The sequence below is a fragment of the Helicobacter bilis ATCC 51630 genome (assembly GCF_000686565.1).
Lineage (GTDB): Bacteria > Campylobacterota > Campylobacteria > Campylobacterales > Helicobacteraceae > Helicobacter_A > Helicobacter_A bilis.
Genome location: NZ_JMKW01000024.1, coordinates 23892 through 37770, shown reverse-complemented (window position 1 = coordinate 37770; position 13879 = coordinate 23892). Strand labels below are relative to the sequence as shown.

At 34.4% G+C, this 13879-nt stretch carries 13 protein-coding genes and 1 pseudogene; 1 reads left to right on the top strand and 13 read right to left on the bottom strand.

Annotated elements, in window-relative coordinates:
* Positions 1–44: 44 nt before the first annotated feature.
* The 8 genes and pseudogenes from T368_RS0106105 to tyrS form a co-directional block, all read right to left on the bottom strand.
* Positions 45–230, bottom strand: a complete 186-nt coding sequence (locus T368_RS0106105; RefSeq protein WP_027338367.1) for a hypothetical protein — start codon at positions 228–230, stop codon at positions 45–47.
* Positions 231–403: 173 nt separating this feature from the next.
* On the bottom strand, positions 404–721 hold the full coding sequence (locus tag T368_RS0106095) for a hypothetical protein (protein ID WP_004085161.1): 318 nt from the start codon (positions 719–721) through the stop codon (positions 404–406).
* Positions 722–822: 101 nt separating this feature from the next.
* Complete coding sequence (locus tag T368_RS0106090; protein WP_004088922.1) at positions 823–1983, bottom strand: hypothetical protein; 1161 nt, start codon at positions 1981–1983, stop codon at positions 823–825.
* A 75-nt stretch (positions 1984–2058) separates the two neighbouring features.
* Positions 2059–2205: pseudogene (locus T368_RS17380) on the bottom strand (LPD23 domain-containing protein); the annotation flags it as partial.
* A gap of 17 nt (positions 2206–2222) precedes the next feature.
* Positions 2223–2543 carry a hypothetical protein gene (locus T368_RS0106085; protein WP_004088924.1) on the bottom strand — a complete coding sequence of 107 codons (321 nt, stop codon included), beginning with the start codon at positions 2541–2543 and terminating at the stop codon, positions 2223–2225.
* Positions 2544–2619: 76 nt separating this feature from the next.
* The gene (locus T368_RS0106080; RefSeq protein WP_004088926.1) at positions 2620–3816 is read right to left on the bottom strand and encodes an N-acetylmuramoyl-L-alanine amidase family protein; all 1197 of its coding nucleotides are present in this window, start codon (positions 3814–3816) and stop codon (positions 2620–2622) included.
* A gap of 9 nt (positions 3817–3825) precedes the next feature.
* Complete coding sequence (locus T368_RS0106075) at positions 3826–4917, bottom strand: nitronate monooxygenase (protein ID WP_004088928.1); 1092 nt, start codon at positions 4915–4917, stop codon at positions 3826–3828.
* Between the two features lie 9 nt (positions 4918–4926).
* Entirely contained in the window at positions 4927–6174 is a 1248-nt protein-coding gene (gene tyrS / locus T368_RS0106070; protein WP_004088930.1) for a tyrosine--tRNA ligase, read from the bottom strand.
* A 311-nt stretch (positions 6175–6485) separates the two neighbouring features.
* Between tyrS and corA the strand changes: the two genes are divergently transcribed.
* Positions 6486–7457, top strand: coding sequence for a magnesium/cobalt transporter CorA (gene corA, locus T368_RS0106065; RefSeq protein WP_004088932.1), 972 nt, complete (start codon positions 6486–6488; stop codon positions 7455–7457).
* A gap of 478 nt (positions 7458–7935) precedes the next feature.
* Here the strand turns inward: corA and T368_RS0106060 are convergent, their stop codons facing one another.
* The 5 genes from T368_RS0106060 to T368_RS0106040 all read right to left on the bottom strand — a co-directional run bounded on the left by T368_RS0106060 (position 7936) and on the right by T368_RS0106040 (position 13699).
* Complete coding sequence (locus T368_RS0106060) at positions 7936–9105, bottom strand: pyridoxal phosphate-dependent aminotransferase (RefSeq protein ID WP_004088934.1); 1170 nt, start codon at positions 9103–9105, stop codon at positions 7936–7938.
* Between the two features lie 312 nt (positions 9106–9417).
* A complete protein-coding gene (locus tag T368_RS0106055; RefSeq protein WP_004088936.1) occupies positions 9418–10275 on the bottom strand; it encodes a ParB/RepB/Spo0J family partition protein in 858 nt (285 codons plus the stop codon).
* Position 10276: 1 nt separating this feature from the next.
* A complete protein-coding gene (locus T368_RS0106050) occupies positions 10277–11068 on the bottom strand; it encodes a ParA family protein (RefSeq protein WP_004088939.1) in 792 nt (263 codons plus the stop codon).
* Positions 11069–11093: 25 nt separating this feature from the next.
* Positions 11094–11864 (bottom strand): biotin--[acetyl-CoA-carboxylase] ligase, encoded by a 771-nt coding sequence (locus T368_RS0106045; protein WP_004088942.1) that lies wholly within the window; start codon positions 11862–11864, stop codon positions 11094–11096.
* Between the two features lie 2 nt (positions 11865–11866).
* The gene (locus tag T368_RS0106040) at positions 11867–13699 is read right to left on the bottom strand and encodes a tetratricopeptide repeat-containing glycosyltransferase family protein (RefSeq protein ID WP_004088943.1); all 1833 of its coding nucleotides are present in this window, start codon (positions 13697–13699) and stop codon (positions 11867–11869) included.
* Between the last annotated feature and the right edge of the window lie 180 nt (positions 13700–13879).

Genomic DNA, 13879 nt, shown 5'->3' with positions numbered 1-13879 from the left:
TATCACTTCATCAATAGCTATCACACTTTTAGTAGCATATATCTCTAAAATAGTCGTATCAAAGTCTGTATAAAATCCGTTATTTGCACCTTTTTCCACTCATCTGTGTAATCACTGATTGGAGCTTCACCTATTGCTTTAAGTGTATTCACGGTAGTTTGCTGCATATCATAGCTTTTAAGCAAGTCTGGTTTATTTGCATTAGATAGGACATTTTGATAACTTACCATACAATTAGCCTTATTGATTTGTGCGTTATCATTGGCACTTTTATGTAATACTTCTGCCTTGATTTTATCTTCTCTTTCATGTTAATAATTGGCTTGGGCTTGAAGTTGAGCTGTTTGCATTTTACTTGCTTGTATCTTAAAAAAGCTTTCTTTCACTTGATTTGATAGCATTGCTACTTCTTTCTCTCTTTTATTGTTATTTTGCCTAATATGCCTAAAGCACTTTGATTTTGTGCATCTCTTGTGGCTACTTCGTTTTGGTCTATGGTTAATGCTGTTTGGACTGCACTTTGAAATACTCCTAAAAATGTCTTTGCCATAAAATCACTATATGCTAAAGCCTTTTGGTCATCTGTAAAAGCGTAGCTTGGCATATATTTTACAAAACTATCTAATGCGTCTTTATATATTTGACTATCTTTCATCTTAGCTTCTATAAAATCAAAATTCTCTTGGAATTTCTTTAAAGTGAGATTTTTTGTGTCTAACATGTTAAATCCTTTTTTTTGTGGTATAATACTCCCACGCAAGAGTAGTAGCCGTAGGATACGCAATGTAAGTGGTTTATCCCCTTTGCTGAGGCACTCTTGCCTTAAAATGCTTCATATACCAATTCGTATTCATTTATCATTTTTAGCATTCTTTCCCTTGAGGCAATGTAGCTTGTTTTGTAGCGGATTCTATTGCTCTTTGGTATGGCTATACTAACGATATTTAGCACTCCCTTTTCATCTTTAAAAGGTTTGTAAAAATAGTAAGTGTCTTTTTTGTCTTTGGTTATAAAAAGTGGGTTTTGCAAAGTTGGTAATATTGCACCGCTTATATCTATCCTGTTTTGTTTGTTAGAATTTTGCGTTAAATGCTCGTAAGCTTTTAAAGGTTCTATTTCTAGTTCTTTTATAGGTGTTTGTATATTGACATATTTTTTATTTTTTAAAAGATGTAAAAAATCATCTTTTGTTATGGGTTTAGGTAAATCTTGGGCTATTTCTTTTAAATAACTATATTTAATTTTATTGTCTATAAGTAGCCTATCTTTCAAAGTCATTGTCTCTCCCAAAATCTTATTGCTAGATTCTAGCATATTTTCCACTTTGTTTGTTAGCTCTCTGCTTAACGCTTTCCCTTGCATTGTAGCTTCAGCGATAGTGTCGTTTATATGTGTATCCATAGTTTTATAAGGGTGTGGAGTTTGAGTATAACTATCTCTAAGCTTTATTGCCCTTTCTCTACCTCTTAATGCACTATCTATAAACTCTAAGTTTGTTTTAATACTTCTTTCTTTATCTTTTTGTGATACGCCTTTATACTTTCCTATGCCATTTTTGATTTCTTGTATTTCTTGTTCTGCTTTTTGTATATTTTTATCGATCGTATTTATTGATTTTTGGATTTGTTCCTTAGGTGGTTTTTTGGTCTCATAACCACTGACTTGTTGCATTCTGTTTTCCACATTTCTTGCTTCTACTTCGCCGTGCCTTAATCTGTAATTTTCCTTAGCAATTTGTTCTAATTTTTCCCCATACGCAAAGCCCTCTATATCTTGGATTGCGTGTTGTATTTCGTGGTAGAGAGTGCTTTTTGCCTCTTGTGGTGATTTTAGTGTATCTATATCTAAGGATATTTTCTTTTTATCTTTTTTATATGTGCCTAAAATGTCTTCACCTAATGGGTCGGCTTGTATTTTAAGGTCTTGTAGCTCTGGGTATGCTTGAAATAATTCCCTATCCTGCAATACTTCTTTCAATTTCATATAGTTATCATCTCTTGAGTAATCATACCTTATGCTTTTTAGTAAATCCCAATCAAACTCCCCACCACTTTGGCTTATCTCAAACTTCCATTTTTTATCCTTATCTTTATACCAGCCTGTTTTTTCCCATATCTCTATTTCATCTGCCCCACTAGATTCTAACTCTTTTGCCCTCTCTAGTCTTGCTTTGTGTGGTGCATAAGATTCATTTACTAACGCCTTTTCCCCTGCGAATAATTCTAAGCTAACATTCCTACCCCTAGCTTCTCATACTCTTGGCTAAAATCATCTTTATAATTTTCTATAATATTTTTGACATTCTCTCTTAGCTTATCATAGACATTACTTTTCTTAAGTCCTATCATTTCTGCTGTGCTAACAAAAAGCTGGATAATATTATCAATAATCTTTTCAAAGACATTTGCCCCTTTAAGCTTACTAGCAAACTCTGGGTTAGAAAGCTCTGCTATCATCTCGTGTGAGTTTTTTAGCCCATAATCCCCTGTCTTTTCTCTAGCATTCCACGATGTGAATCCTAGCTCATCTTTTTTTCTCCACAATCTGCTTATAGATTGATTCTATATTCTTGTGTTAAAAGTGTTTGGTGAAATATTTAGAATAATAGATTGTAGTAATTTATGGATTCTTTGTTATGTATCCATCAACACCATTTGCAATGCCTTTGGCGATTAGGGTTTGATAGCTTGTATCCTTTAATCGCTCTGATTCTACCGGGTGAGAGTTATAGCCTATTTCAATAAGGATTGAGGGCATGAGAGCACCTACAAGCACCCAAAATGGTCCCTCTCTTACACCACCATCAAGATTCTCATTATATTTTGTGCGGATTTGCTTTAGGATACCTGCTTGCACATCCATACCAAGCTTATTTGAAGCGATAATCCTTTGTGAAGTAAGGAATGAAGCGATGGTTGTTGGCGAATATTCTGCCATGCCTTGATTCTCAATAGCAGCGGCATTTATCGCTCTCTCTGTCCTTGCAGTTGATAGAAAATAGGTTTCTACTCCTTTTGGCTGTCTGCTTGAACCTGCTGGTATTGAGTTTGCGTGAATAGATATAAACAAATCCGCATGTATCTCATTTGCCATTTCTGTGCGTCTTTGCAATTCGATAAAAATATCAGTATTCCTTGTCATATAGACCACATAGCCCCTTCTAGAAAGCTCTTGAGCGGTGAGTTTGGCTACACTTAAAACAATATGTTTTTCACATGTTTTAGAAATGCCTTGTGTGCCACAATCCTTGCCGCCATGTCCGGGATCTAGGATAATAATTTTCTTGCGATTTTTACTCGTTGGCGTTGCCTTTGAAACAAGTATTGGCTTTGGCTGATTTGTGTTTGCGGCTGGTTTTGGTTTAGGCTTTTGTGTTGTGGGTTTTGTTTGTTGTATGGGCTTTTTTTCTGGTTGCTTTTCAGGTTTTTTTGAACTTGCGATTGGGACTACGCTTTGTTTTGCATTTTTTTCTTTGATTGCAATATAGAGATGGTTGTCTTTGGCATTGTATTCAAATTCAGTTTTTGAGGTGAGAGTGATAAGCACACGAAGTCGCTGTTTGTTGTTTTGTGCGATTGTGATTTGAGTATTATTTGGGAAGTTATACTCTTTTCTACCTGTTGGCACATATATGCCGTATATGTCTATAAAAGTGCTTGTATCACTTAGTTTATGAACGCTGATTTCATCTTTTTTGAACGCTCTGTTTGCATCAATCCTAAGGCTTGATGCACCAAAAGGAATAGTATTTAAAACGCGCAGTGTGTCGGCTTGCAAACTGCTTATAAGCAAGAAAAAAAGCACAATGCAACGCATACATATCCATTAGCGTTTTGTTAATTCATCAACTAATGCTTTAACGCTCAAAATCTCTTTTACGCGATAGCCATTTGCACCACTGAAATATAAACCCTCTTCAAGATTCCCTAAATGTCCCTTGCCCAAGCTATCAGCTATGCAGTAACCCACTTTTTTTGCTTCCTTGCCCCTTTGACATGGGCTAACGCAGTTGCTAATGCACTGCACTTTTGGGGCATTCCCCTCTTTTAATCTCTGCATTACACCGATATTTAAAGCTCTTGCTGGATAGCCAACGGGCGATTTTACAAGTTCAATATCATCTTCAGTAATATGTGGTAAGATTTGCTGATAAGCTTTTGCATCACATTCTTTTGTCCCTAAGAATCTTGTCCCCATCTGCACTCCACTAGCCCCTAGTGAAAGCATGGTATCAATATCATTTCTATCCCAAATACCACCTGCAGCAATAATTGGCATAGACCCCCACTGCATAGATTCTGTAACAACTTGTGGCAGAATGTTTTCAAGCTGATACTCTGGCTTAAAACAATCCTCATATTTAAAGCCCTGATGACCACCACTTAAAGGTCCCTCTACGACCACAGCATCTGGCACTCTTTTATATCGCTCACTCCAACGCTTACATATAACACGCAGGGCTTTTGCTGATGATACGATTGGGACTAATGCTACTTCTGGAAAATTCCTTGTAAATTCTGGCATGTTTGTAGGCAGTCCTGCACCTGTAATAATCACATTTGCCCCTGCTTCACACGCATCTTTTACCACTCTGCCATAGTCATTAATTGCATGTAAAATATTTGCACCCAAAGGCTTATCACCGCATATTTTACGCGCATTTTTAAAGATTTCATTCAACGCATTTTTACTATAAAAGTTAATCGCCTCAAAAGGCTTACTTGATAAAATCTTATCAACAAAACCCATATTTTTATAATAGCCCGTGCCAACTGCAGAGATAATGCCTAAGCAACCTTCCTTTGATACATTGCCCGCCAACTCGTCCCAACTAATGCCAACACCCATGCCACCTTGAAAAATAGGATATTTTATCGTGTGTTTTCCTATTGTTAAGCTTTTAAATAAATTGCCCATTATCCTACCTTATATGCTATTTACAATAATAATTTTAGCAAATTTTCTTTTACCGAGTTTTATAATAAATTCGCCTTCTTGTAAAAAGTGAAAATTTTCATCTGTTTGCTTTGCTTGATCTATACTTAAAGCCCCAGCTTTAATATCTCTTCTTGCTTGTGAAGTAGATGGGCTAAAACCTAGCTCTACTAACACTTTACATATCCACTCGCCTTTTTGTATCTCTTTTGTTTCAATGTCTTTTGGAATCTCTTTATTGCTAAATATCGCATTGAAGGCTTCTCTAGCCTGCAATGCTAGATTCTCATTATGAAAACGCGTAGTAATCTCTAAAGAAAGTTCCTCTTTCACAGCCTTTGGGTGCAACTCACCTGTCTCTACACCGCTTTTTAACTTCGCTATCTCTGCTAAACTTTTTGTGCTGATAAGCTCATAATAACGCCACATAAGCGTATCATCAATGCTTAAAATCTTGGCATACATATCATTTGGGGAATCTGTTACGCCGATATAGTTTTTAAGGCTTTTGCTCATTTTATTTACGCCATCTAGCCCTTCAAGTAAAGGCATAGTCATCACGCTTTGTTCCTTACCGCAGTTATATGCCCTTTGCAATGCCCTGCCTACTAAGAGATTAAACTTTTGATCATTACCGCCAAGCTCAATATCACAATTGAGTGCCACAGAATCATAACCTTGCAATAAAGGATACATAAACTCCACAATAGAAATAGGCTGATTTTCTTTAAATCGCTTCGTAAAGTCATCTCGCTCCATCATTCTTGCAACAGAATATTGAGCGGTTAGCTGCATGATATTTACACTTGTAAGACTACCTAGCCATTTACTATTAAAGCAAATATCAGTTTTGTCTTTGTTTAGAATCTTAAAGACTTGTTCTTCATAAGTCTTAGCATTTTGTGCTACTTCCTCAAAAGTTAGTGGTTTTCTTGTCTCACTTTTCCCTGAAGGATCGCCTATTGTCGCAGTGAAATCGCCGATCAAAAATTTTACTCTACCACCATAGTTTTGAAAAGTCGCAAGCTTTTGCAATAACACAGAATGCCCTAAATGTAAATCTGGTGCAGTGGGATCAAATCCAGCCTTTACAATAAACTCTTCCCCCTTTTCATAGAATCTTGTTACTAAAGATTCTATATATTCTTTACCAATAAACTCCACACAGCCCCGTTCAATTTCTCGCATGGCTTCTTGCACTTTTGCCTGTAGCGTAGAGTTGGCATTATTTGCTTGCATACTATTGTATTCCTTTTTTGTTGCAATTTATCTTTCAAATAGGTAATGATACTATGAAATTATAAAGATTTTTATAAACCATTAATGTTATTTTAAGTTTTTGTTGAAGTGGTGGCAATTAAGGTGGATATTGTCTCATAAAATCTCTCTATTGCAAGAATCATATTCATATCTTATTTATTACAATTATATATTACAAGCTTTTTTGGGAAATCACACATCATGCAATAATATGTTATAATGCGTAGTTTCTGTAACAATGTTTAGCGGATATGTAAAACCAAGTATTCAAAAAAGCGTAAGGAATAGTCATGCTTAATATTTATACTAAGACGAATAATGGGCTTGTCAAAAAGTTACAATTTAACATCGAAGATAATATTCTCCCTAGTAATATTTTGTGGGTTGATTTACTTCACCCAACAAATGATGAGATGAACTACATTACAAAGCAATATAACCTTGATATTCCAACGCAAGAAGAGCGTGAAGAAATCGAGCTTAGCGCAAGATATTGGGAAGATAATCTCACAATTACTATTAACACGCATTTTCTCGTGCGTATGCAGACAGAAAACAAGGAATTTAGCCTGATTAATGAAACAATTACTTTTATGACGACTAAAAATATTTTATTTACGATTAGATTCAATGATTTTAAGATTTTTGAAGAGATGCAAACACGCATTCTTGCAAGTCCAAAAAACTTTGAAGATGGCTATGATGTGCTTGATAAAATGTTTGAAATTCGTGTAGAAAAAGATGCTGATATACTAGAGTGGATTGATAAAGAGGCAAGAAAGCTACGCATTAATGTTTTAGAAGAAAAGAATGAATACACTTATGACAAAATGCTAAAAGGCATTTCGAGTTTGCAGGAACTTAATATGCGTGTGCGAGATTCACTATTTGATAAACGGCGTGCTATTACTTCACTTATTAAAAGCGATAAGATTGATAGCGATATTAAACGCAATCTTACCATTGTTTTAAAGGATTTAAACTCGCTTGTTGAATTTAATGTATCGCAACTCAATGTCCTTGATAATATCCAAACAATTCTAGCAAGTCAGATTAATATCGAGCAGAATAAAATCATTAAACTATTTACCGTTGCCACTGTTGCTATGATGCCACCAACTCTTATTGGGACGATTTATGGCATGAACTTTGAGATTATGCCAGAGCTTAAATGGGATTATGGCTATCCACTTGCAGTGCTTGTGATGATTATTTCCACCATACTACCACTTATTGCATTTAAGAAAAAAGGGTGGTTGTAAGATTCATTACATAGCAATTAATAGCTAAAGTTTTTTATCTAAAAACTTTGCTTAAAGTAAAATAGCAAGGTGAATTTACATGAGAATCTTTTTTATAGTTCTTGCTTCTATTTTTGATGCTTGTGGTAAAATAATAATATGTATTTCATTTTAGATCTTCTGTATTCGCTATTTTTTGTTTCTTAAGATCATATAATGTGAATTTGAGTTTATGCGAAAAAGTTGAAATATAGATATGCCAAACAACTCATTACACAAGGCAGATTATACAATATAAAAAATTCAAGAATTAACAAGACACGCGATACTAAATAAGATACGAAATAACAGAAAAATAAATACTTTGCCTATTTTAGATTCAATAGGCTCAAGTTAAAATCTATGGATTCCAAATTTTATCTGTATAGATATAACAGATTGGCAAGGCTTCAATGGTGAAATTTAAAGCCCTATAAATCGCTACAAAACCTTAATGGTATTAGATATAGCGTTTCTGTCTAAAAGTTTTTAATACTTTTACATAATATTCAGCTTGCTGTGGAGTTCCTAATGTAACTCGACAGAAGTTATCAAACTTAGCAAATTGTCGTCCAACAAGGATATTTTGATTTCTCATATTTTTTGCAAAATCATCATAGCTACCTGTGATTTCATGGAAAATAAAGTTAGCATGTGAAGGTGCATAGCGTAAGCCCAAAGAATCAAGGGCTTTTGTTACAATTTGTCTTGATTTCACATTTGAATTTACGCAATATTGTCTAAAGTTGAAATCAGCAAGTGCTGCAGTAGATGCAACTGCACCGCACACATTAATACCTGCAAGTTGCAAGAAATCTTTAATTCTTCTTTGCAACTCTGGTGTTGTAACTGTATATCCTACACGCAATCCTGCAAGACCATATATCTTTGAAAATGTGCGTGTTACAATAATATTTTTTGCACCATCTTTTAGGATATCAATACCACTTTTAAATGCAGGGTCAATCACATACTCTGCATACGCCTCATCGATAAGGAAAATCGTGCTTTGTTTTGCATTTCTTACCCAAGAATACAGATCGTTTGCAGATACAATGTTTCCTGTTGGATTATTTGGATTGCAAAGATAAACAAGAGAAATACCATCAAACTCTCGCTCACTCTTTTTCATAGCATCAATATTCATGTTAAACTTAGAGTCTAAATCAAAATTCACAACTTCAATGCCTAGTGGTTTTGCATAAACAGCAGGGAATTCAAAAGTAGGATTAGGATTTATGATTCTAAATGGCATATTAAGCTCATTAGCCAAATTACTAACAGCATAAATCGCAGCTTGTAATGCAGCCGAAGAACCATTACTCACACATATATTGTCTTCTTTTACTTGATAAAATCTTGCAATACTAGAACGCAATTCCTCTTCAGCTTTGAAAGGATAGAGAGATAAATCTGCTGCCTTTTTGTCCAATGCTTTTTTAACAAGACTCGAAAAACCATACGCACTCTCATTGCTATTTAGCAATAATGGCTTATCTCTAGTAGGCAACTTAAAAGATGTGCCAACAGCCTGCAACGGCGATAAAAAACCACCTAAAGCCAACGCACTAGCAATCGTTCCAGCCTTCAGCACATCGCGTCTATTCATTGTTTGTTCAACACTTTTCATAAGATTAACTCCTTAAAATATGTTATATATGCAGTTTCCATGTCTGCAATAATACACTATTTTCACAGAAAATGCAATAAAAAAAGAAAAAATGTAGTATTTTAAATAAGCTTTTTTATGAATTTGAAAATATGAGAAACCTAGAAATGATTATAATGAAAAGCATATTGCACAAAATAACGACGCAAGAACAACAAAATCAAGAATAACAAAATAGAATCTAGGGCATGATGATATGAAGTATAGCAAGCAAGGCTCTAAAGACACACAAAGCCTAAGCAAAAAAAATGTGCGTTTAGAGTAAGAATAATATTATTGCAACTTCTGTAAAACAATATCAAGTTTGCTTTTTTCATCACATTGCAAAACAATGCTATTCTTTTTTATGGTGCTTTCAATATTATAGGTTTTTAGAATCTCTTGTAAATTTTGCAGAGATTCGGTATAGAGAGATTCTGTAGAATCTTTATTATTCTCTAGTATCTTTGTCTTTGATTTAAGGTTTTTTGCAAGATTTTCTGTTTCTCTTACATTGAGTTTTTGTCCTAATATGCTTTGCAGTGCCATCTCTTCATCATTTGGGGTTAAGCCGATAAGCATTTTTGCATGTCCTTGCGTTATTTTGCCTTCTTGGAGTAATTCTCTTGTTTTATCGCTTAATTCAAGCAAACGCAGTGTATTTGTGATTTGTGTGCGAGACTTGTGAATCTTTTGTGCGAGTTTTTCCTGTGTGAGATCATATTCTTTTAAAAGTGCTTGATAGCAAAGGGCTAAATCAATAGGGTTTAAATCTTCTCTTTGCACATTTTCTATCAATGCTAATTCACGCATTTTGTAATCTTCTGTGCTGATTACAATGGCTTGTATATGCTCTTTTTGCAGTAGTTTTGTAGCACGAAGTCTTCTTTCCCCAGCAATAAGTATGTATCCACCATTTTCATTTTCACGCACAACTATGGGTTGTAAAAGTCCATGCTCTTCTATAGAATCCGCAAGTTCTCTCAAACTCTCATCATTAAAGATTTTACGCGGCTGCATGGGATTTGGCACAATATCATTGCATTTAATCATTTGCATGTTAGTATCTGAATCTGCATAATTTTTCTCATACACAGCATTAATATCACCAAATAGATTATTAAGCCCACTACCTAACGCTCTTTTTGCCATGCTATTTCCTTTTTTGTTTCTTTAATAAAGCTTTTGCAAGACGCATATAAGCTTCATTACCAGCTGACTTGCTATCATATAATGCAATGGGTTTTCCATAACTTGGGGCTTCTGCAAGCTTTACATTATGCGGTATGACTACATAACCTTCTTTATCATCAAAGAATTTAGTTTTCACATGATTCAATAAATCATCTAAAACTTGCTTTGATAGATTTGTCCTTGAGTTATACATGGTAGGTAAAAAACCCCTTATTGCTAGACTCGTATTAATAGACTGCTTTATTACCTTGACAGTATTCATAAGTTGGGCTAATCCATCAAGGGCTAAAAACTCACATTGCACAGGCACAATGAGAGAATTTGCCGCTGTTAAAACATTAATCGTAAGCGGTCCTAATGCGGGTGGCGAATCTATAATAATAAAGTCATAATCCATGCGAATAGATTCTATATATTGCCTAAGAAGTGTTTCCCCTTGACTTTTCTTTTTTGCGTAAAACTCAGATTCTATACCGACTAGATTTTGGTCAGTTGGAGCGATAAATAGGTGCTTTAGCATTGTGCTTTGGATAATATCTTGTATGGAAGTCTGCCCAGACATTACATGATACATTGTAGATTCTATACTATTGCGTTTTATCCCATAGCTTAGCGTAGCATTTGCCTGTGGGTCAAAGTCAATAAGCAAAACTTTTTTATTACATAATGCCAAAGATGCGGAAAGATTCACAGCAGTAGTTGTCTTTCCAACGCCACCTTTTTGATTTGCAATGCCAATGACTTCGCCCATGCAATCTCCTTATTTCTTGTAATATTTAACGCAAACTATATAGAATCTTATCATGCAACACTATGCTACCGTCATTTTGTAATAACGCGTCTTGCAATGATACTTTATGAGTAATTCCATCTTCATTGATATGTGTATAAAAACGATGATTTTTAGAAAAACCTTGTTTATATCGATTAAATACTTCATACCATGTCATGTTATTTTGTAAAAAAGCATTGCAAGTAATGCCATGCAATGTTGTATCTATATTTTTTTGTAAAGCAAATTCTACAATGTTAAAGCTTAAAAAATGCAATATTTTTTTGATTATTTGAGATAAAATCTCTATGCTTATGGATTCTATAGAATCTTTTTGAGATAAATTATTTTGCATTTTGCCTGTTAATAAAGAAGATTTCTCTTCGCTAAAGATATTTAGCCCAATGCCAAATACAGCAAAGCCCTTTACATACTGCGTGATTAAACCCCCGATTTTATCATCTTGTAAATAAAAATCATTGGGCCACTTTAACCACAAATCCTTATGAAATTCTCTAAATAACTCAAGCAAAATTTGTCCAAAATAAATTGAGCTAGACTGCCTTGTCAAATCCTTTGGCAATAAAGCAATAGGCAAAGCACATGATAGATATAATCCACATGATACTTTATCCCATGTATTTGCACGACTGCCGATACCGCTTGTTTGGTTTTTTGTTGCCACTATGCAAATAGATTCCAAATCATTCTTACGGATATAATCACTTAGCCATACTTGCGTAGAGGGCATTTCCTGTGTCCAAATAAAACGCATATCTACCCTTTAAATGTCTGCTCTAAAAATACATGCAGATTCTCTAAAACACTACGCCATTCGTGCAAATCTTCTTGTATAAATAGCTTTGTATTATCATACCAGACACTAGAATCATGCTTGCAAAATCTCCCCCATCGCCAGTCGTGTCGCTTATACAATAATACAGCCGTAGGAATGCCTAAAGTCGCACTTAAATGTGCTAATGCAGAATCTATGCTAATCACAAAATCCATATTTAATAAAATCCTAGCACTATCATAAAAGTCTTTAATCTCTTTTGACATATCAATCACGCCAAAGTCTTTCGCAAGACCAGAATCAATGCCTTCATACTGCAAACTATAATATGTAAAGTTTTTATGTGGCAAGGATTCTAAAAGCTTTTGTGCGTATATGGACTTCTCTCTTGCGTTCTGAAAGTTTGGATTTGAGCTAAAGTTTAGGGCGACTTTTATTTGCTTTTTAGTATCTATTGTATTATGCGTATTTGTTATAAAGTGATTTTTCGCTTGTGCTTTTGTGCTTAGGAATACATCATCTTTTAACTCTTCTTTTTGCGTATAATGCTGATAAGATTCTAAAACTTTTTTTATAGATATTTGAGATTCTGTCATATTTGTGTGTATAAAAGTATCACTTAGTATAGAATCTTTTAAGCCATTAGAATCTTTTATTTGAGATTTTATAAGAAAGGATAATAAGGTATTTCTAAAAGATTCTAAGCCCACTTTTACACTCTTTTCATTGGCAAATAAAAAGGCAAGGCTTGGCAGGGGGAGTGCTATATCATAATCATCATGCACTTTTTCACTACAAGGCACATTAAAGCAGCTAAAGATTTTACAAAGCTCTTTTGGTGCAAAAATTATCTTTTCTTTACATGAAAGAAGCGGGATAAACCTTGCAAACATAATGCTATCTCCAAAGCCTTGCTCGTGGTAAAGTGCTACTCTCTTACCTCGCAAGAAATCTAATATACTTTTAGAATCCTGAAAAGAAAAGTCAAGAAAATGCCTATCCATAGTCTTTGGCAGCATAACTCTTCTATGCTCATAGAGTGCAAAGCCTGTTTGAAACTCATTTAAGCTTAAATATAAATGCGCGAGATTTATCACATATCTTATATCTGGATTTAGGCTAATCGCCCTGCTATATGCCTCTTTTGCTAACTCTATCTCATCATTATAACGAAGTGCATTTGCGTAGTTAAAATAGAAATTAGAATCTTTTGTGTAGTGTGGCTCTAACTCTCTATAAAGCGTGATAGCAGATTCCAAATCATCTAAATTTGTATAGATTTGTGCTAGATTTATACCCGCATCGCCCATACCGCTTTCATAGGCAAGTGAGTAGTATTTCAATGCGAGTTTAAAGCTACCTATGGCGGCTTGCTGATTAGCTAGATTAAAGATAGCATGTATATCTTTTGGATTAATCTTAATGGCTATCATGTAGTGCTGGATAGATCTCTCATAATCTTGTAAATCACCATAGCATTTTGCGAGATTAAAATGTAGGTTTTCATCATCTTTTGGCAGAAGATTCTGTAAAAGTGCTATGGCTTGTAGTGTCATATTATTTCTTCTATAAAATTCCGCAAGATTTAACGAGAGTGTAAAGACATGCTCTTTATGATGCTTTTTTGCTATCTTTAGTGCGTCTTCAAGGCATTTAATCGCTTCTTGCAGCTGCCCTATATTGTTATAACAAAACGCACATAAACTCCATGCTTCAATATTTGTGCGTTGCTGCATAATCAGCTTTAAACATGCTTCAATGCAGGTTTGCCACTGCTTATTATTAAATAACTGACGAATAGTCTCTATATTCATATAAAACCCTAAAATAATCTAAATAATCGCAAACAATCAAAATTAATACCAAAATAATCAATCTTTTGTTATTCTACATAAATAACGCAATGATATGAAAAACGACTCATGTTTGATAAAACTAAACACAATATTAAGCTTTTGTATTGTAGCTTTGCGATACTTTTGTTTGATATTAAA

Bases quoted from the DNA above. Each gene is read 5' to 3' on its own strand.
- T368_RS0106045 (WP_004088942.1), bottom strand. From the start codon at position 11,864: ATGCGTTTTATTTGGACACAGGAAATGCCCTCTACGCAAGTATGGCTA.
- T368_RS0106080 (WP_004088926.1), bottom strand. From the start codon at position 3,816: ATGCGTTGCATTGTGCTTTTTTTCTTGCTTATAAGCAGTTTGCAAGCC.
- T368_RS0106105 (WP_027338367.1), bottom strand. From the start codon at position 230: ATGGTAAGTTATCAAAATGTCCTATCTAATGCAAATAAACCAGACTTG.
- T368_RS0106095 (WP_004085161.1), bottom strand. From the start codon at position 721: ATGTTAGACACAAAAAATCTCACTTTAAAGAAATTCCAAGAGAATTTT.
- T368_RS0106040 (WP_004088943.1), bottom strand. From the start codon at position 13,699: ATGAATATAGAGACTATTCGTCAGTTATTTAATAATAAGCAGTGGCAA.
- T368_RS0106050 (WP_004088939.1), bottom strand. From the start codon at position 11,068: ATGGGCGAAGTCATTGGCATTGCAAATCAAAAAGGTGGCGTTGGAAAG.
- T368_RS0106060 (WP_004088934.1), bottom strand. From the start codon at position 9,105: ATGAAAAGTGTTGAACAAACAATGAATAGACGCGATGTGCTGAAGGCT.
- T368_RS0106090 (WP_004088922.1), bottom strand. From the start codon at position 1,983: ATGAAATTGAAAGAAGTATTGCAGGATAGGGAATTATTTCAAGCATAC.
- T368_RS0106055 (WP_004088936.1), bottom strand. From the start codon at position 10,275: ATGGCAAAAAGAGCGTTAGGTAGTGGGCTTAATAATCTATTTGGTGAT.
- T368_RS0106075 (WP_004088928.1), bottom strand. From the start codon at position 4,917: ATGGGCAATTTATTTAAAAGCTTAACAATAGGAAAACACACGATAAAA.
- corA (WP_004088932.1), top strand. From the start codon at position 6,486: ATGCTTAATATTTATACTAAGACGAATAATGGGCTTGTCAAAAAGTTA.
- tyrS (WP_004088930.1), bottom strand. From the start codon at position 6,174: ATGCAAGCAAATAATGCCAACTCTACGCTACAGGCAAAAGTGCAAGAA.